8 protein-coding genes are annotated in these 20,016 nt (G+C 70.5%); 6 read left to right on the forward strand and 2 right to left on the reverse strand.

Annotated features, from left to right (window positions below; translation table 11 throughout):
- Positions 1-173 precede the first annotated feature (173 nt).
- From ACS5PM_RS21115 to ACS5PM_RS21140, 6 genes are all read left to right on the forward strand, one after another.
- Complete coding sequence (locus tag ACS5PM_RS21115) at positions 174-5,162, forward strand: beta strand repeat-containing protein (protein WP_439389655.1); 4,989 nt, start codon at positions 174-176, stop codon at positions 5,160-5,162.
- 4 nt (positions 5,163-5,166) lie between these two features.
- Positions 5,167-6,840 (forward strand): type I secretion system permease/ATPase, encoded by a 1,674-nt coding sequence (locus ACS5PM_RS21120; protein WP_439389656.1) that lies wholly within the window; start codon positions 5,167-5,169, stop codon positions 6,838-6,840.
- Between the two features lie 8 nt (positions 6,841-6,848).
- The gene (locus ACS5PM_RS21125; RefSeq protein WP_439389657.1) at positions 6,849-8,180 is read left to right on the forward strand and encodes an HlyD family type I secretion periplasmic adaptor subunit; all 1,332 of its coding nucleotides are present in this window, start codon (positions 6,849-6,851) and stop codon (positions 8,178-8,180) included.
- A gap of 93 nt (positions 8,181-8,273) precedes the next feature.
- Entirely contained in the window at positions 8,274-11,654 is a 3,381-nt protein-coding gene (locus ACS5PM_RS21130) for an ATP-binding protein (protein WP_439389658.1), read from the forward strand.
- Positions 11,655-11,709: 55 nt separating this feature from the next.
- Entirely contained in the window at positions 11,710-11,964 is a 255-nt protein-coding gene (locus ACS5PM_RS21135) for a DUF4282 domain-containing protein (protein WP_439389659.1), read from the forward strand.
- A 120-nt stretch (positions 11,965-12,084) separates the two neighbouring features.
- Entirely contained in the window at positions 12,085-15,471 is a 3,387-nt protein-coding gene (locus tag ACS5PM_RS21140; protein ID WP_439389660.1) for an amidohydrolase family protein, read from the forward strand.
- Positions 15,472-16,402: 931 nt separating this feature from the next.
- Here ACS5PM_RS21140 and ACS5PM_RS21145 read toward each other — a convergent pair.
- Entirely contained in the window at positions 16,403-17,218 is an 816-nt protein-coding gene (locus ACS5PM_RS21145; RefSeq protein ID WP_439389661.1) for an iron-containing redox enzyme family protein, read from the reverse strand.
- Positions 17,219-17,271: 53 nt separating this feature from the next.
- A complete protein-coding gene (locus ACS5PM_RS21150; RefSeq protein ID WP_439389662.1) occupies positions 17,272-19,833 on the reverse strand; it encodes a PAS domain-containing hybrid sensor histidine kinase/response regulator in 2,562 nt (853 codons plus the stop codon).
- Positions 19,834-20,016: the final 183 nt, after the last annotated feature.

Below are 20,016 nucleotides of genomic sequence, written 5' to 3' on the forward strand. Positions count from 1 at the left end.
CGGGAGAAATAGAACGATCGTTCGATTCTAGGGACGATTCCGTCACGATCAGTGTCTCTGCCGTGACAAGCGCCGGGCTAGGTGAAACCCTAGGAGCGCGCGGCGGCCCGGGTAACGGGCCGGTAACGGGCCTGTTCCTAGAGTCGGTGGCGCCAGCTGCCAAGGAGCCGACCATGCGCGTCATCAGTGAAGACATCCTGTCCAGCCTCTTTGCCGACATCCCCCGCGACGACCCCTTCCAGGCGCCAGGCTGGCACTCGCAGAACCCCTTCGGCCCGGCGCTGCCTTTCGGCGGGCGCTGGGGGCACGTGCCGTCGGCTCGCGCGGAGGTCGACGATGCGGCCGCCCTGTTGGCCGTCCCCCTGATCACCGTGTCCGACGCGATCGCCGGCGAGTCGGACGGCAACCTCGCCTTCGTCGTCACGCTGAGTGCATCTTCGGCCCAGACGGTGAGCGTCGACTTCAACAACAGCAATGCCACCGCCCTGAACGGCTCCGACTACGTGGCGCAGACAGGCACTGTCACCTTCACGCCGGGGCAGACGACGCAGACCATCCTGATCCCGCTGGTCGACAACGCCACGCCGGAGAGCACCGAGTACCTCAAGCTGAACCTGTTCAACGCGGTCAACGGCACGGTCGTGCGCACGCCCGCCTGGGGCACCATCGTGGACAACGACGCCGCCACCGGCACGCCGCTGGTCAGTGTCAGCGACCGGGTGGTCGACGAGAGTGCCGGCACCGTCACCTTCTACCTCACGCTCGACCGGCCGGCGGCCGGCAACGTCAAGGTCGACGTGGCCACCGCCGACGGCACGGCCATCGCCGGCGCGGACTACGTCGCCAAGTCGCTGCAGACCCTCACCTTCGCGCCCGGCCAGGTCACCAAGACGGTGACGGTGAACCTCATCGACGACGGCTCCGCCGAGGGCGCCCAGTACTTCGACCTCCTGCTGTCGAATCCCGTGGGCGTCACCCTGAGGGCAGAGCCCCATGGCCGCGCGACCATAGGCGCGAATGACGCACCGGCCGTGGCCGCACCGCTGATCACCGTCTCCGACGCCGTGGTGGGCGAATCCGACGGGACGCTGCTGTTCGTGGTCTCCTTGAGCGCGCCTTCGACGCAGACCGTCACCGTCAACTACAACAACAGCAACCTGACGGCCGCCAACGGCAGCGACTACCAGGCCCAGACCGGCACCCTCACTTTCGCGCCGGGCCAGACGACGCAGACCGTGCTGATCCCGGTGCTCGACAACGCCACCCTGGAGAGCACCGAGTTCCTGACGCTGAACCTGTTCGGCGCCGTGAACGGCACGGTGGCGCGCGAATTCGGCTACGGCACCATCGTCGACAACGACGCCACCAGCGGCACGCCGGTGGCCCGCGTGGGCGACGTGGTGGTCGACGAGTCGGCCGGCACGGTCACCTTCAACGTCACGCTGGACAGGCCCAGCGCCGGCACGGTGAAGGTGGACTACGCCAGCGCCGATGGCACCGCCGCCGCCGGAGCCGACTACGTGGCGACCGGCAACCACACCCTCACCTTCGCGACCGGCGAGGTCAGCAAGACGGTCACGGTCGACTTGATCGACGACGCGAGCGCCGAAGGCCGCCAGTACTTCGACCTGCTGCTGTCCAACGCCGTGGGCGCCACCTTGCTGCCCGAGGCGCACGGGCGCGCCAGCATAGGCGCCAACGACGGCGCCCCGGTCGCGGCCCCCCTGATCACCGTCTCCGACGCCTCCGCGAGCGAGACCGACGGCACCCTCGAGTTCATCGTCACCCTCAGCGCGCCGTCCACGCAGGTCGTCACCGTCGGCTACAACAACAGCAACATGACGGCTGCCAACGGCAGCGACTACCTGGCGCTGACAGGCACGCTGACCTTCGCCCCCGGCCAGACCACCCAGGTGGTGCGCATCCCGGTGCTGGACAACGTCGTCGACGAGGCCAACGAATACCTCACGCTGAACCTGTTCGGCGCGGTGAACGGCACCGTCGCGCGGCAGTCCGGCTGGGGCACCATCGTCGACAACGACTCGACCTCGGGCACGCCGGTGCTTCGCGTGGGAGACCAGGTCGTCGACGAGACGGCCGGCACGGTCACCTTCACCGTCACCCTGGACCGACCGAGCACCGGCACGGTCAACGTCGACTACGCCACGGCCAACGGCACGGCGAAGTCCGGCTCCGACTATGTCGCCACCGGCACGCACACGCTGAGCTTCCTGGCCGGCGAGGTCAGCAAGACGGTGACGGTCGACCTGATCAACGACGGCGGCGCGGAGGTCGACCAGTACTTCGACCTGGTGCTGTCGAACGCCGTCAACGGCAGCCTGCTGCCCGAGACCCATGGCCGCGCCACGATTGGCGCCAACGATGCGCCCGCCGTGGCGGCGCCGCTGATCACCGTGTCCGACGCGGTGGCGGGCGAATCCGACGGCACCATCACCTTCACCGTGAGCCTGAACGCGCCGTCGACCCAGACGGTGAGCGTGAACTACAACGACAGCAACCTCACCGCCGCCAACGGCAGCGACTACCTCGCCCGCACCGGCACGCTCGTCTTCGCGCCGGGGCAGACCACCCAGACGGTCACGATCTCGGTGCTCGACAACAGCACGCAGGAGGCGACCGAATTCATGACGCTGAACCTCTTCGGCGCGGTGAACGGGACGGTCGTGCGCGAGTTCGGCATCGGCACCCTCGTCGACAACGATTCGACTTCCGGGACGCCGGCCCTGCGCGTGGGCGACCAGGTCGTCGACGAAGCCGCCGGCACGGTCACCGTCACCCTCACGCTGGACAAGCCCAGTGTCGGCAACGTGAGCGTCGACTACGCCACGGCGAATGGCACAGCCCTGGCCGGATCCGACTACACGGCAGTGCCCACGCACAGCCTGAGCTTCCTTCCGGGCGAAGTCGCCAAGACCATCGTCATCGACCTCACGAACGACGGCAGCCCGGAACCCGGGGAGTTCTTCGACCTGCTGCTTTCGTCGCCTGTCGGCGCCACCGTGCCGGACACGAACGCCCGCATCTTCATCTCCCCCAGCGACGCTGCGGCGGTCGCGGCGCCCTTGATCACCGTCTCCGACGCCACCGCCGGCGAGGCGGACGGCTACCTCGAGTTCGTCGTGTCGCTCAGCGCGCCGTCGAACAACATGGTCACCGTCAACTACAACAACAGCAACCTGACGGCGGCCAACGGCAGCGACTACCTGGCCCTGACGGGCACCCTGAGCTTCGCACCCGGCCAGACCACCCAGGTGGTGCGCATCCCCGTGCTCGACAACACGACGCAGGAGAACGCCGAGTTCATGACGCTCAACCTGTTCGGGGCCACCAACGGGACCATCGTTCGCCAGTCGGGCTGGGGTTCGATCACCGACAACGACGCGACCACCGGCACGCCCGTCGTCAGCGTCAGCGACGCGATCGTGGACGAATCCGGCGCGCGGATGACCTTCACCGTGACGCTGGACAAGCCCAGCACCTCGCAGGTCTCGGTCAAGTACGCCACCGCCGACGGCACGGCCTCATCGGGCAGCGACTACGAGGCCCAGGCCTCGCAGAAGCTGGTATTCGGCCCCGGCGAGGTGAGCAAGACGTTGACCATCGACCTGCGCGGCGACACCAAGGCCGAGGAGGCCGAGTACTTCGACCTGGTGCTCAGCGGCGCGGTGAATGCCACGATCGGCGATGCGCGCGGCCATGCCTTCATCCCGAAGAGCGACGCCACCGCGATCAACCTGCCGACCATCGCCGGCGCGGCCATCTCGGCCAGCGAAGGCGGCGGCTACATCGACTTCGTCGTCACCCTGGACGGCCCGTCGACCCAGACGGTGAGCGTCAACTACAACAACAGCAACGGCACGGCGGCCAATGGCAGCGACTACGTGGCCCGTACGGGCACGCTGTACTTCGCTCCCGGCGAAACGATTCAGGTCATCCGCATGCCGGTGCTCGACGACGTGAACGCAGAGTCGACCGAGACCTTCAACCTCAACCTCTTCGGCGCGGTCAATGCGCAGGTCGGCACCAGCCAGGTCGTGGCGTCCATCGCCGACAACGACGGCGGCCCGCCTTCGCAGATCATCGACCTGGGCACCGGCAACCCGGACATCCTCGTCGGCCGACCCGGTGCCAACGAAGTCGAGGGCGGACAGGGCAACGACGTGCTCGACGGCGCGAATGGCGTGGTGATGCGCGGCAACGCCGGCAACGATCTCTACATCGTCGAGGCCGCGTCGGACAAGGTCAGCGAGCTTTCCGGAGAAGGCACCGATCGGGTGGCGAGCTACGTCAACTACACGCTGACCGGCAATGTGGAGAACCTGCTGCTGCGCGGCGGGGCACTCAACGGCACCGGCAACAGCAAGGCCAACAGCATCGTCGGCAATGACAACGCCAACACCTTGAGCGGGCTGGGAGGCAACGACTCCCTGGACGGCGCCACGGGTGCGGACACCATGATCGGCGGCCTGGGCAACGACACCTCCGTGGTCGACAACGCGGGCGACGTCGTCACCGAAGCGGCTGGCGAAGGCACCGACGTGATCCAGAGCTCGGTCACGCGGGTGCTCGACGCCAACGTCGAGAACCTCACGCTGACCGGCTCGGCCGCGATCGACGGCACCGGCAATTCGCTGAACAACATCCTCCTGGGCAACGCCGGCAACAACATCCTCGATGGCGACCTGGGCTCGGACCAGCTCACCGGCGGAGCGGGCGGCGACACCTTCGGCTTCGGCAGCCTCGTCGGCCTGGATTCGGTGGCCGACTTCGACGCAGCGGCCGACACCGTGCGCATCAGCATGGCAGGCATCCCCATCGGTGACGGCGACACGGTGGTCGAGAACGGCACCACCCGCGGCGCACCTGGCGGCTTCACGACTTCGGCGGAGCTGGTCATCTTCACCGCCGCCATCAACGGCGCCATCACCACGGCCAGCGCCGCCGCGGCCATTGGATCGGCCACCAGTGCCTACGCCACCGGGGCGACGGTCCTGTTCGTCGTCAACAACGGCACGCAAAGCGGCATCTTCCAGTTCGAGTCGGCCGGCACCGACGCGCTGGTCAGCGCCGCCGAACTGACCGAGATCGCGACCCTCAGCGGAGACCTGACGACCCTCAACGACTACATCTTCGGGCCCTGAGGCGATGAACGCATTCGTGCGGCGCCATGCGCGCCTGTTCGTGGCGGCGGGCGTCTTCAGCCTGGTGCTCAACCTCGCCCTGCTGATGCCCTCGCTGTACATGCTGCAGGTCTACGACCGGGTGCTGCCCACGCGCAGCGGCGAGACGCTGGTGATGCTGTCGCTGGTGGCCGCCACGGCGCTGCTGCTGGGGGTGGTGATGGACGCGGTGCGTGGGCGCTTGCTGGTCCTTGCCGGCAGCCTGTTCGACCGCGACGTGGGCCTGCGCGGCGTGCGCCGTCTGCTCGAGGGCGGCACGGCCGTCGCAGCGGACGATGCCCCCGCGGCCATGCGAGACGTGGCGATCGTGCGCAACTTCTTCGCCGGCCCGGGCCTCGCGGCCTTGTTCGACGCACCGTGGATGCCGATCTACGTCGCCGCCATCTTCGCCTTCGACTCGACGCTGGGCCTGCTGGCCCTGGCCTGCGCGGCCGTGCTGGTGCTGCTGGCCTGGGCGAACGAGCGCGGCACACGTGCCGGAACCGAGAGGGCGCAGTTGCAGGCCCGCGAGGCGGCACGCTTCGCCGACGGCGCGCTGCGCCACGGCGAGGTCGTCAAGGCGATGGGCATGGCGCCGGCCGTGGGCGCACAGTGGCTGGAGCTGAGCGACCGTGCGCGCCGACAACAGCTTCGAACCCAGGCGGTGGGTGGGCTGCTGACGTCGGCGACCAAGGGCTTCCGCCAGTCGGTGCAGGTGGCCATGCTCGCCGCGGCCGCCTGGCTGGTGATAGGTCAGAAGGCCACGCCGGGCGTGATGATCGCGGTGACCGTGATCCTGGGCCGGGCCCTGGCGCCGGTGGAGATGCTGGTGGGGCAGTGGAAGGCCATCGCGGAGTCCCGCGCCGCGTGGCGCCGGCTGGACAGCCTGCTCGGCCGCCCGGGGGCGGCGCTTCCGACGCCCCTGCCGCGCCCCACCGGAGCGCTCGCGCTGGAGGGCGTGGTGTACCTGCCGTCCGGCGCGTCGCGACCCACGATCCGGCAGCTCAGCCTGGAGGTCGCTGCGGGCGAGGTGCTGGCGGTCGTCGGGCCGAGCGGCTGCGGCAAGTCGACGCTGGCGCGGCTCATGCTGGGCCTCCTCGCGCCGCAGGCCGGATCGGTTCGACTGGATGGCGCGGCGCTTTCGCAGTGGGGCGGCGACGAGCTCGGCCCGCACGTCGGCTACGTGCCGCAGGAGGTGGCGCTGCTGGAAGGCACCGTGGCCGACAACATCTGCCGCCTGGGCGCCGCCGACCGGGCCGGCGTGGTGGAGGCCGCGACGCGGGCCCATGCGCACGAGATGATTCTTCGCCTGCCGCAGGGCTACGACACGCCGGTGGGCGAAGGGGGCCGCCGGCTGTCGGGCGGCCAGCGCCAGCGCGTGGCCCTGGCTCGTGCGCTGTGCGGCGACCCGCGCCTCGTGGTGCTGGACGAGCCCAACGCCCACCTCGACAGCGAGGGCGAGGCCGCGCTCGCGCAAGCCATCGCCGATCTGCGCCAGCGGCGCGTCACCGTCGTGCTGGTCACCCAGCGCTCGCAGGTGCTGTCAGCGGTGGACCGCATCGCGGTGCTGCGCGACGGCGCGATCGAGCGCATCGGCGCGCGGCAGGACAAGTCGGCAGGCCACGGCGAGGCGACGGTCGGCGTGCTGCAACAGGCCTGAGAACTGCCATGACCGAACATGCTCTGCCGTTGCCCGACGACCTGGCGACCACCTGGCAAGCCGGCGCCCACCGGCTCGTCGCCTTCGGCTTCGCCGCCGTCGCCCTGTGCCTGGGCGCGATGCTGGCCTGGGCGGCCTGGGCGCCGCTGAGCGGCTCCATCGTCGCGCCCGGCATCGTCAAGGTCGACAGCAACCGCAAGACCGTCCAGCACCGCGACGGCGGCATCGTCCGCGAGATCCTCGTGCGCGAAGGCGATCACGTGGCGGCAGGGCAGCCGCTGGTGGTGCTGGATGACCGCCGCGTCGATGCCTCGTTCGAGCTCACCCGCAGCCAGCTCGACGGGCTGCGGATCAAGCTGTCCCGCCTCAGCGCCGAACGCGACATGGCAGCCGGGTGGAAGGCGCCGGTGGAACTGCAGGGCCGACTCGACGAGCGCCGTGTCGCCGAAACCCTCGCCCGCGAGACGGCCCTGTTCTCCTCGCGCCGCTCGGCGCTCGAGTCCCAGCGGCGGCTGATCCAGCAGCAGATCGACGAGGTGGCGGTGGAGGTGGCCGCCCGCGATCGCGAGCACGAGTCCGCGCGCCTGGCGCTGGCCGACATGCAGGAGGAGCTCTCCGTCAACGAGGCGCTGCTCGAACAGGCCTATGTGAACCGCACCCGGGTCCTCGGCCTGAAGCGCAACGTGGCCGAGTACCGGATGAAGATCGAAGACAACCGGGCCGAGGTCTCCAAGGCCCGGCAGCGCGGGGCCGACCTGGCCTTGCACCTGGCGGGCCTGCGCGAGGCCTATGCGCAGGAGGCCGCGGTCGAGCTGCGCGACACCACCGCGAAGATCGTCGACCTGGAAGAGCAGCTGCGAGCGGCCAGCGACGCGGCGCAGCGCCAGGTCATCGCCGCGCCGGTGGGCGGGCGGGTGGTCGACCTGCGGGTCAGCACCGCCGGCGGCACCCTCGGCCCGCGCGACCCGGTGCTGGACATCGTGCCCGACGACAGCCCGCTGCTGGTCGAGGCCCGGGTGGGGCTGGACGCCATCGGCGAACTGCAGCCGGGCCAGTCGACCGACGTCCGCCTGACCGCCTACAGGCAGCGCAGCACGCCGCTGATCACCGGGCGCGTGAGTTACGTGTCGGCCGATGCGCTGGCGGACAGGCAGACCGGCGCGGCCTACTACCTCGTCCACGTCACATTGGATCGCGAGGCGCTGGGCCGCGCCGCCGAGGTGGCCCTGCGTCCCGGCATGGCGGCCGAGGTGTTCGTGAGGACGCGCGAACGCACCGCCGTCGATTACCTGCTGGAACCGCTGGTCAACGCGGCCAGGCGCTCCTTCCGGGAGTACTGATTGCGATTCGAGCGCTGTCCCGCGTTCGCGCATTGACGCTGCCCTGGCGTGGGTCCACAGTGCTCCTCACAAGAGCGCTGGAGGGTTCATTCGATGGCCGGTGAGTTGTCGGGCGATGCCGCCCCGTGCGTTCGCCTGCTCGGCCTGCCCCGCCTGCAGTGGCCCGATGGCCGCCGGCACCTGCTGCAACGCCGCGACGCGGCTCTGCTGGCGATGCTCGCCCTCGAAGGTGCGATGCCTCGCTCCAGCGCAGCGATGCGCATCTGGCCCGATGCCGATGCGGAAGGCGCGCGCAACAACCTGCGCCAGCGCCTGTTCCGCCTGCGCCGCACGGCGGAGCGCGACCTGGTCAACCCGGGGGACGTGCTGAGCTTCGCCTCGGGCGTGGAGCACGACCTGCTGCCGCCGGCGGCCTGCCTTGCCGACGACCCTGCGGGCGCCGCCGGGGAGCTGCTGGGCAGCCTCGACTACAGCGATTGCGCCGAACTCGCGGACTGGGTGGGCATTGCGCGCGAGCGTTGGCGTGGGCTGCGCGCGCAAGCGCTGGCCGAGGTGGCGACTCGGCTGGAGGAGGCGCGCGAAGCCGACCGCGCGCTGGTGTACGCCCAGCGGCTGCTGGACGACGACCCGCTCGTGGAGCACTCGCATCGGCGCCTGATGCGCCTGCACTACCTGCGCGGCGACCGGCAGGCGGCCATGGCGGCGTACGAGCGCGTGCGCCAACTGCTCGCCAGCGAGCTGCGCACCCAGCCCGAACGCGAGACGCGCGAGTTGGCCCGGCTGATCGAGCAGGGCGCCTCCCTGGGTCCCGCAATCACGCGGACGTTGCCGCCCGCGGTGCTGCGCCCGCCCAGGCTGATCGGCCGGGAGGTGGAGTTCCGGCTGCTCGACGATGCCTGGCGCGACGGCTCGCTCACCGCCGTCACGGGCGAGGCCGGCATCGGCAAGAGCCGGCTGCTCGCCGACTTTGCCGGCACCCGCGCCGGCGCCGTGGTCACCGGCGCCCGGGCCAGCGATTCGCAGGTGCCCTACGCCCTCCTGGCGCGGCTGCTGCGCGGCATGCCTGCAACGTCTTCCGTGCCGCCCTGGGCTCGCCGCGAACTGGCCCGGCTGCTGCCGGAATGGGGCGCGGCACCCGCGGGCCGGCTGGACGTGTTGCGCCTGCGGGAAGCCTGTGTCGCCCTGCTGGCGGCCGTGGCGCAAGGCCGCTCGTCCGGTGGCCTGCCCAAGGAGGCGCCCTTGTGCATCGTGCTCGACGACCTGCACTTCGCCGATGCCGCGACGCTGGAGCTGCTGCCGGCCCTGGCCACCGAGTGCGAAGGCTGCCGCTGGCTCATCGGCACCCGGCCCCTGGTCGAAGGGCCGGCGTCGCTGTCGCAGGGGCTGGATGCCCTTGCCGCGCTGGAACGCCCGCCCCTCGTCAAGGTCAGGCTGGGGCCGCTCGATGCAGCGGCCGTGCATGCCCTGGTCGCGTCGCTCGAGCTGCCCGGCATCGATGCGCAGGCGTGGTCGCCGGCGCTTTGGCGCCGCAGCGGCGGCAATCCGCTGTTCCTGCTAGAGACCTTGCGTGCGCTGCTGCGTGACGGGCGCGCAGCGTCTCCGGGCGACCTGCCCACCCCGGCCACGTTGTCCAGGCTCGTCGAGCGGCGGCTGGAGCTGCTGTCGCCCGCCGCGCTGCGCCTGGCCCGGCTCACCGCCCTGGCCGGCGGCGATTTCGACATCGAGCTCGCGGCCTCCGTCCTGGGGCAGCATGTGCTGGACCTGTCGGACCCTTGGCGCGAGCTGCAGGACGCCCACATCCTGCGGGACGAGGCGTTCGCCCACGACCTGGTGCTCGAGGCGACCCGAGCGGCGGTGCCACAGACGGTCGCCCGCTCGCTGCAAGCCCAGATCGCCGCCCACCTGGCCGCCCGGGGCGCTCCGGCTGCCCGCGTGGCCGCCCACTGGCAGGCCGCCGAGCAGTGGCCCGAGGCCGCCGCCGCGCACGAGGCCGCCGCGCACGAGGCCGCCGCGCGCGAGGCCCAGGGCGCCTCCCGGCGCGACGACGAGCTGGCGCACCGCCGCCTGGCCGTGGAGGCCTGGCTCGCGGCCGGCCTGCCGGACGAGGCCTTCCGCGTGCGGGTGGATTCGCTGGAGGCTCAGCTGCTCATCGAGAGCGTCGACAAGGCGCAGGCCTTGTCCGACGAGTTGCTCGCCGACGCCCGCAACGACCCGCAGCGCCTGGACGCGCAGCTGGCTCGCGCCCAGACGCTGTTGATGGCGGTGCGCCCCGACGAGGCCCTGGCGGCTGCGCGCGCGGCCCGCGGCCTGGCGGTCGAGCTGGGGGATGCCCGCCGCGAACGGCGGGCGGCACGCTACGTGGCCGTCGCCATGGCACAGGCCCAGCACGCCGACGAGGCCGTCGACCTACTCGACCCCTACCGTGCGGGCTTGCCCGCCGACCCGGCCAACGACGACACCTACGGCTTCTGGTCCGACTACGCCTACGTGCTGCACACCGCGCGCCGGCTCACCCGCAGCGTCGAGGCGCTGGAGCGGGCCATCGCGGGGAGCCAGGCGCGCGGCGACCTGGCCGAGACCTTCAGCACGCTGTCCAACCTGTCGGGCGTCAAGGGCAACCTGGGCCGGCTCGACGAGGCCTTGCGCGATGCCGAACGGGCGCAGCGCCTGGGCGAACGGCTGGGGGACGTCGGTGGCGTGCCGGCCGGCTCGGTGGCCGTGCACCTGGGGCTGCTGAACGGCGCCGGCGGCAGGCTCGGCCGTGCGCTGTCGCATTTCGACGCCGCGCTCGAACTGTTCGAGCGCGCCGGCCACGGCACCTGGGTGACGATCGCGCGCAATCACCAGGCCAACCTGCTGCTGCAGCTGGGGCAGGCGGCCCGTGCGCAGCAGGCCCTGCCGCCCGACGACGCGTCGCTGCACCGCCCGACACGCTCGCGCCGGCTGGTCATCGCGGCGCGCATCGCAAGGGCTATGCAGCACGATCCGAGGCCGCTGCTGGACGAGGCGCTGGCCATCCTCGGCGAGGCGGGCGACCCCTACGGCCGGCTGCTGGCCGACATCGATCTGCTGCCGCTGGAGGACCCTGCCCGCGCGGCAGAGCATGCCGCGGCGCTCGAAGGGCAGGCCCATCGCATCGAGTACCTGGCCGTTGCGGTCAAGGCGCGCTGGTATCGCATCGAGGCGCTGTGCCGCGCCGGAAGGAACGATGAAGCCGCCTCGCTGGCCACGCAGGCGCTGGCCGCGCTGGAGGCCATCAAGCCCTGGGACATGTACCTGCCTGAGGCCTGGTCGATCGCCCGACGGGCGTTGGCGGCCACCGGGCAGACGCAGGCCGCCGGCGACGTGGTGCGCATGGCCCAGGCGTGGATCGCCGCCGCCGCGAACGACCTGCCGCCCGAATACCGCGACAGCTTCATGCACCGCAACGCCGTCAACCGCACGATGCTCGCCATGCCGGTAACGGGCGGGTAACACGCCCTGTCCTATCGTCGGTCACGCCTGCCGCCCGTGTCCCTGGGAGACCGCAATGCGATCGCTCCTGTACTTCGACGCCATGATCACGCCGAGGATCATCACCTTCGTCTACTGGCTGCTGCTGACCGGCGCGCTCCTGGCCGGCTTCGCCACCATGGCCAGCGTCGGAGCGTGGACCTTCGCCGGCGCCGCGTCGGGCCTGGTGGTGGCGGCCGCCGGCGCGCTGGCCGCGCGCGTGGGCTGCGAGCTGCTCATCGTGCTGTTCAAGATCAACGAGAGCATGGAGTCGGTGTCGCATCGCCTGTGAAGGCTCGTCATCCGTGACTGCGACGAAACCCGGTTCCGGTGCGACGAAACCGTCGGGCGGCGGTGCGCGCTGCGCCTATCCTCGCTGCTTTGCCGCCATCAGCCACCGCCCGCCGTGCCCATGCCCAAGCCTTTCGCCCGCCGCCCCGCCTGGCTCGCCGCCGCCGCCCTGGTGGCCGGCCTGCAGGCCGCACCAAGCTCTCGCGCCGCCGAAGCGCCGGCGGCCGCCGAAGCCCCCAAGAAGCCTGCCTGGAACGTCAACCAGCCGCCCGGCGAAGCCCGCACGGTGGACATCGACACGCGCACCGGCACCTGGATGAGCGTCGACGTCAGCCCTGACGGCCAGCACATCGTCTTCGACCTCCTCGGCGACCTCTACCTGCTGCCCATCGCCGGCGGCGAGGCCCGGCCGCTCACCCACTCCATCGCCTGGGACCAGCAGGCCCGTTTCTCGCCCGACGGCCGGCAGATCGCGTACCTCAGCGACGCTGGCGGCGGCGACAACGTCTGGGTCATGAACGTCGACGGCAGCGGCGCCCGGGCGGTCACCAACGAGGACTTCCGCCTGCTCAACAACCCGGTGTGGCACCCGAGCGGCCAGTTCATCGCCGCCCGCAAGCACTACACCGGCACCCGCTCGGCCGGCTCCGGCGAGATCTGGCTCTACCACGTGAGCGGCAACACCAAGGGCGTGCAGCTCAACGAGAAGCCCGACTGGCAGAAGGACCTCGGCGAGCCCGCCCTCTCGCCCGACGGCAAGTACCTCTACTACTCGCACGATGCGACGCCGGGCAAGGTCTTCCAGTACAACAAGGACTCGAACAAGGAGATCTTCAAGATCTTCCGCCAGGACCTCGCGGACGGCTCGACAGAAGCCTTCGTCGAAGGCCCGGGCGGGGCGATCCGTCCGACCCCGTCGCCCGATGGCAAGTGGCTGGCCTTCGTGCGCCGGGTACGCCATCCGTCAGCCCCGAGGGCCGGGCTGACGCCGACCCCGCCCCCCGAGGGGGTCAAGGACCTAGGGAGCGGCCCGTCGGTCCTTGAATCGACCCTGTTCCTGAAGAACCTCGCGACCGGCGAGGAGCGCGCCGCCTGGGGGGGCCTGGAGCGCGACCTGCAGGAGTCGTGGTCGGTCTACGGCGTCTACCCGGCCTTCGCGTGGACGCCCGACTCGAAGCAGATCGTCGCCTGGGCCCGGGGCCGCATCTGGCGCGTCGACCCCTTCCAGGGCAGCGCGGCGGAGATTGCCTTCCACGTCAAGGACACGCGCGAGGTGCGGACCGCCTTGCGGGTGCCGCAGGAGGTGGCGCCCGACAGGTTCGCGGTCCACCAGCTGCGCTCGGTCAACGTCTCGCCCGATGGCCAGCGCGTCGTCTACTCGGCCCTCGGCCACCTGTACCTCAAGGACCTGAAGGCCGATTCCGCGCCGCGCCGCCTGACCACCGCCAGCGACCGCTTCGAGTTCTTCCCCAGCTTCTCGCGTGACGGCAAGGAGCTGGTCTTCGTCGCCTGGAACGACGAGTCGCTCGGCACCGTGCGCAAGCTCGAGCTCGCCAGCGGCCGCGAGACCGTCATCACGCCGACGCCCGGCAAGTACCTCGCGCCGCGCCTGTCGCCCGATGGCAAGCGCGTGGCCTACACCAAGGTCAAGGGCGGCTACCTCACCTCGCCGTGGCAGGCCCTGGATCTCGGCGTCTACCTCGCCCCGGCCGACGGCAAGGGCCAGCCGGTGCGGCTGGCCAAGGAAGGCTCGGACCCGCAGTTCGGCGCCAGCAGCGATGCCGTCTACATCACCCGCGAGGCGAAGACCAGCGAGGTCGATTCGCTGTTCAAGCTGATTCGCATCGACCTGGACGACCGGCAGGAGACCGAGGTCGCGCGCAGCGAATTCGCCAGCGAGTACGCCGTCTCGCCGGATGGCCGGTGGCTGGGCTTCGTGGAGCGCTTCCACGCCTACGTGACGCCCTTGCCGGCCATCGGCAAGAGCGTCACCGTCGGCCCTAAGATGGACGCCCTGCCGGTGCGCCAGCTCGACGTCAACGCCGGCCACGACATGCACTGGAGCGGCGACAGCCAGCGGCTGAACTTCTCGATCGGCGACGAGCTGTTCACCGCCGCGCTGGCCGAGGCCTTCGCGCCCGGCACCGAGAAGTCGCCCGGCTACCAGGCCGCGGAGGCCGGCCGCAAGATCGGCTTCGAGCAGCCGGCCGACAAGCCCAGGGGCCTGGTCGCCCTGGTGCATGGCCGCATCGCGACGATGAAGGGCGACGAGGTCATCGACGACGGCGTGATCGTGGTCGACGGCAACCGCATCGCCGCCGTCGGGCCGGCCGCCCAGGTGCAGGTGCCCGCGGGGGCGAAGCGCATCGACATCCAGGGCCAGACCGTGATCCCGGGCTTGATCGACGTGCACTGGCACGGCCGCATGGGCGACGACGAGATCGTGCCGCAGCAAAGCTGGGTCAACTACGCCTCGCTCGCCTTCGGCGTGACCACGCTGCACGACCCGTCCAACCGCAACAGCGAGGTCTTCACCCAGGCCGAGCTGCAGCGCGCCGGCGAGGTCGTGGGGCCTCGCATCTACTCCACCGGCACCATCCTCTACGGCGCGAAGACGCCCTTCATGTCGGTCATCAACAGCGTCGACGACGCGCTGACCCACCTGAAGCGCCAGAGGGCCGAAGGGGCGATCAGCGTCAAGAGCTACCAGCAACCGCGGCGCGACCAGCGCCAGCAGGTGCTGGAGGCGGCGCGCCGGACGAACATGATGGTGGTGCCCGAGGGCGGATCGTTGTTCGAGCTCAACATGAGCATGATCGCCGACGGCCACACCGGCATCGAGCATGCGCTGCCCATTGCGCAGGTCTACGACGACGTCAAGCAGTTCTGGACGCAGACGGCCGTCGGCTACACGCCCACGCTGAACGTGGCCTACGGCGGACTCGACGGCGAGCACTACTGGTACGCCCGCACCAACGTCTGGGAGCACCCGCTGCTGTCGCGTTACGTGCCGCGCACGGTGCTCGAATCACGTGCCGTGCGGCGCGAGACGGCGCCGGAGGAGGACTTCAACGTCCTGCGCGTGGCACGCACCGCCACCGAGCTGCAACGCGCCGGCGTCAAGGTGAACATCGGCGCCCACGGCCAGCGCGAAGGCCTGGGCGCGCACTGGGAAATGTGGATGTTCGGCCTCGGCGGCATGACCCCGCTGGAGGCCATCCGCACCGCCACCGCCAACCCGGCCCACTACCTGGGCCTGGACCGCGACCTCGGCTCGATCGAACCCGGCAAGCTGGCCGACCTGGTCGTCATCCGCGGCGACGTGCTGAACGACATCCGCCAGAGCGACCGCATCAGCCTGGTGATGCAGAACGGCCGCCTGTTCGACATCCCGACGATGAACGAGATCTGGCCCCGCCAGAAACCTCGCAAGACCTTCTTCTTCGAAGGCCAGGCCGGCGTAGGCATGCCGGTGGACACCTCGACCTCGAGCCATGGCGATGACTGAACGCAGGGCCCTCGCCGCCAAGCCTTGGTGGCAGTGGGCCCTTCGGTTCCCCCTTCCCCGTTCGGGCTGAGCTTGTCGAAGCCTGGGTGCAAGTGGGCCCTTCGACAGGCTCAGGGCGAACGGGGGGTGGGTGCCGGCCCTACCAATCAAGCCGGACTGACCCCCTCCCCGTTCGGGCTGAGCTTGTCGAAGCCTGGTGCCAGTGGCACCTTCGACAGGCTCAGGGCGAACGGGGGGTGGGTGCCGGCCCTACCAATCAAGCCGGACTGCCTCCTCCCCGTTCGGGCTGAGCTTGTCGAAGCCTTCAAGACAGTGGCCCCTTCGACAGGCTCAGGGCGAACGGGGCGTGGGTACCGGCCCTACCAATCAAGCCGGACTGACCCCCTCCCCGTTCGGGCTGAGCTTGTCGAAGCCTTCAAGACAGTGGCCCCTTCGACAGGCTCAGGGCGAACGGGGCGTGGGTACCGGCCCTACCAATCAAGCCGGACTGACCCCATCCCCGTTCGGGCTGAGCTTGTCGAAGCCTTCAAGACGGTGGCCCCTTCGACAGGCTCAGGGCGAACGGGGGGTGGGTGCCGGCCCTACCAATCAAGCCGGACTGACCCCCTCCCCGTTCGGGCTGAGCTTGTCGAAGCCTTCAAGACAGTGGCCCCTTCGACAGGCTCAGGGCGAACGGGGAGTGGGTGCCGGCCCCACCCACTAGGCCGGACTGCCTCCTCCCCGTTCGGGCTGAGCTTGTCGAAGCCTTCGTGACAGTCGGCCCTTCGACAGGCTCAGGGCGAACGGGGGAGTGGGTGCCGGCCCTACCAATCAAGCCGGACTGACCCCCTCCCCGTTCGGGCTGAGCTTGTCGAAGCCTTCAAGACAGTGGCCCCTTCGACAGACTCTGGGCGAACGGGGGGTGGGTGCGGGACCTGATGCGGTGGAACGCTCAGGCTGCGTCCAGCAGATCGGCCGCGCCCAGGATGGTGGAGTTCGAGGCGGTCTCGTCGAAGCTGCCGTGCATCGCGGCCAGCATGGCGTGGTCGGCGGCCATCTCCATGTAGACGTAGCTCGCGCGGATGGCGCGGCGCACCTGCTCGATCATGGCGGTGGACGGGTGGTGGCCCAGCAGGGTGGCGATGCAGTCCAGCGCCTCCCACGGGTGGGTGTCGTCGTACTCGGCATGCAGGCGCAGCCAGCGCGTCGCAGGCCCGCGGATGTCGGCCGGCAGCGATTCGAAGTAGGTGTCCTTCGAGCACACGAAGCAGGACCATTCCCCCGTCAGTCCTTCGATCGCGTAGTTGGTGGCGGCCATCGCCACCGCCAGCGGCGCATGGTCGCTGACGTACCAGCACCAGTGGGCCAGCGCCGACATGCCCTCGACCTCCTCGCCGTGCTGCAGGTCCTGCAGCGTGACGCCGGCGGAGGCGGCCCATTCGATCCAGTGGTCGGCGTGCTTCTGCTCGACGCGGATGTTCTGCACCAGGTAGCGCCGGGCCATGTTTTCGCCGACGCTGTCGCCATGGGTGATCTTCTTGAGGTTCATGGCCATGAACCGGGGGAAGCGCTCTATCGTCGGCCAGGTGCCGATCAGGAAACGCTGCATGGCGGGCAGGGGCAGCCGGGCGTCCCGCATGAGCGAGAACAGCTCGTGGTCGAGGACGCGCTCCTTCTCGCGGCGGGTCTCGCGCACGACGCGCTGGACCCAGGCGGGATAGCTGGCAATGTCCTTCAGGTCGCCGGTACGGCGGAATTCGTTCTGCATGGGCGCTCTCTCCTTCGCTTGGTGTATTGCAGGAACGGGACGGGAAACCGGATTCAGGTCTGCAGGTGCCCGTCGAGCACGCGCAGCAGCTTGCGGAACTCGATGGGCTTGGTCAGGTAGGCCTCGAAGCCGAAGGCCAGGGCATCGTCGATCTGTTCGGGCAGCGCATCGGCGGACAGGGCCACCAGGCGGATGTCGGCCGTCGCCGGATCGCCGCGCAAGGTGCGGGCCAGCTCCAGCCCGGTCATGTCGCCCAGGTGCATGTCCACCAGCATCAGGTCGGGTGGCTGTTCGCGGGCCATCCTCAAGGCCTGCGTGCCGTTGGGCGCCACCCGCAGGGCCACCGAAGGCCTGAACGACGCGACCTGGCGCACCAGCTCCACGTTGACCTCGTTGTCCTCGGCGTACAGCACGTGCAGCGGCGCTTCGTCGAACTCTCCGTGCTGGCTCAGCGGCGGCGAGACGGTCGGCACCGTCGCCAGCTCGTCCGAGCGTTCGAGCACCAGCATGGCCACCGTGCCTTCGCCCACGCGGCTGTCCACCCGCAGTTCGCCCTGCATCAGCTCGACCAGCCGGCGCGACAGCACCAGGCCTATGCCCGTGCCCTCGACGCCGGTCTTCTCGGCGCCCAGCCGGTTGAAGGGCTCGAACAGCCGGGCCAGCTGCTCGGGCGTCATGCCCGGGCCGGTGTCGGTCACGCTCAGGCGGCAGGTGTCGCGGTGCAGCGACCAGCCCACGCTCACCGAGCCGCCCGGGCGGTTGTACTTGACCGCGTTGCTCACCAGGTTGACCAGCACCTGGCGCAGCCGGACACGGTCGGCGACGACGCGGACCTGCGCATCGGCGGGCACCTGCTCGTCCCGCTCCGGGCGCAGCAGGCGAACGTTGGCGTCCGCTGCCAGTGTGGAGACCATCGCCAGCGATTCGTCCACCACCGAGGCCAGGTCGACCGACTCCAGCGACAGCGCCATCTGCCCGGAATCGACGCGCGACAGGTCCAGCACGTCGTTGACCAGCGCCAGCAGGTGCGCCCCGGCGCGCTCGATGTGGCGGATGCGGTCCAGCTGCTGGGCCGAGGGCGGGCCCGCGGCATCCATGCGCAGCAGCTGCGAGAAGCCCAATACCGCGTTCAAGGGCGTGCGCAGCTCGTGGCTCATGCGGGAGAGGAACTCGGTCTTGGCGCGGCCGCTGGCCTCCAGCGCCTCGCGGGCCTGCCGCTCCGCGCGAGCGGCGTGGAGCTCGGTCACGTCGCGCACCACCACCGTGGTCAGTGGCCCCTGGTCGGTGTGCAGGCGAGACAGCGTGGCCTCGAGCGGGAAGGTCGCGCCCCCGGCGCGGTGACCGGTAAGCTCATGCACGCCGAGCGTGGCCTGGACCGGCTCGGACGAGCGGCCGCCTCGGGTCTGGCGGGTGATGTAGCGGCTGACCGGCGTGCCTATCGCTTCGGCCGCCGAGACGCCGAACAGGCGCTCGGCCGCCCGGTTGAACAGCAGCACCTTGTCGTCGGCGCCGGTGGCGATGACACCGTCGGCCACCGCGTCGACCAGCTTGGCCAGGCGCAGCTCGCCCTGGCGCAGCGCGGCCTGCATGCGCAGGCGCTCGCTGATGTCGAAGAAGGTGACGACGGCGCCCTGCACCTCGCCGTCGCGCAGCAGCGGATGCGACCAGTACTCCGCCGAGAACAGCTGGCCGTCGCGGCGCTGGAACTTCTCGTCGCTCACGTGCCGCTCCCGGCCCTTGCCCGAGCGCTCGGGCACGGTGAGGGGCCCGGTGCGGGTGTCGGTGCGCGAGGGGCGGATCAGCCGGTGGATGTCGCGCCCGAGCAGCTCCGCCTCGTCGGCGTAGCCCAGCATGGCCAGCGCCGCACGGTTGATGAAGGTGCAGCGACCGTCGTTGTCTATGCCGTACAGGCCCTCGGCGGTGGACTGCAGCAGCCCCTGCAGCAGTTGCTCGCGGCGGCGCACCTCGTTCTCGACCTCGGCCTGCCGGCGCAGGCTGTGCACGATGAACCACAGCCCCGTCGCCCCGAGCACCGCGGCCAGCACGACGTTCAGGATCAGCAGCACCTGCTGGGTGCGGCGCGAGGCCCGGCCGAGCTGGTCCGCGAACTCGCGCTCCAGCGTGGTCATGCGCTGGTTCAGCAGCGGCGCCTGGCGGCGCATTTCGCGCACGGCCACGGCATTGATGTCGCCCGCGGCTATGCGCTCGTGGGCCCGCTCGACCAGCACCCGCATCTGCTCTATCACCTGGTCCCCTTCGGTCCAGGCGTGGATCGCGTCGGCCATCAGGGGCGTGTCGTGGAACCAGACGAACAGGCGGATCACGCCGGGGATGTCTTCGTCGGGTGTCTGGCCCTGCAGCAGGCCCTCGCGGCCCCGCACCTTGTCAGGCGTGGGTTGCTGCAGCGCCTCGCGGGCCTTGCGGTCGCCGAGCGGGACATCCAGTGCCTGCAGGAAGCGCTGGTAGTCGGCCTCCTCGTTGTTCTCGGCGTAGGCCAGGAGGTGGATCTGCGCGTCCTTCTGGCCTTTGGAATACAGGCTCTCGCCGGTCACATAGGCCCGCACCGCCGACAGGATGTCTATGCTGACCAGCGCCACCGCGACCTGGATCGCCACGATCCCGATGAAGGCGATCGCGATCGCCCAGGAACGTCGGCGCCTGGACGAGGCTGTGCTGGAGGGCGTGCGAAGCGGCACGCTGGGGGCGGAAGGCGGCAGGGGGCTCTCCGGGTCAGCCGATAACTTCGACGCTGGGCAACAGCCGGCCGACCGGCGAATATCTGCTGGATATGCGAACGA

The sequence above is a fragment of the Ideonella flava genome (assembly GCF_051857595.1).
Lineage (GTDB): Bacteria > Pseudomonadota > Gammaproteobacteria > Burkholderiales > Burkholderiaceae_C > Ideonella.

Bases quoted from the DNA above. Each gene is read 5' to 3' on its own strand.
- ACS5PM_RS21115 (WP_439389655.1), top strand. From the start codon at position 174: ATGCGCGTCATCAGTGAAGACATCCTGTCCAGCCTCTTTGCCGACATC.
- ACS5PM_RS21120 (WP_439389656.1), top strand. From the start codon at position 5,167: ATGAACGCATTCGTGCGGCGCCATGCGCGCCTGTTCGTGGCGGCGGGC.
- ACS5PM_RS21125 (WP_439389657.1), top strand. From the start codon at position 6,849: ATGACCGAACATGCTCTGCCGTTGCCCGACGACCTGGCGACCACCTGG.
- ACS5PM_RS21130 (WP_439389658.1), top strand. From the start codon at position 8,274: ATGGCCGGTGAGTTGTCGGGCGATGCCGCCCCGTGCGTTCGCCTGCTC.
- ACS5PM_RS21135 (WP_439389659.1), top strand. From the start codon at position 11,710: ATGCGATCGCTCCTGTACTTCGACGCCATGATCACGCCGAGGATCATC.
- ACS5PM_RS21140 (WP_439389660.1), top strand. From the start codon at position 12,085: ATGCCCAAGCCTTTCGCCCGCCGCCCCGCCTGGCTCGCCGCCGCCGCC.
- ACS5PM_RS21145 (WP_439389661.1), bottom strand. From the start codon at position 17,218: ATGCAGAACGAATTCCGCCGTACCGGCGACCTGAAGGACATTGCCAGC.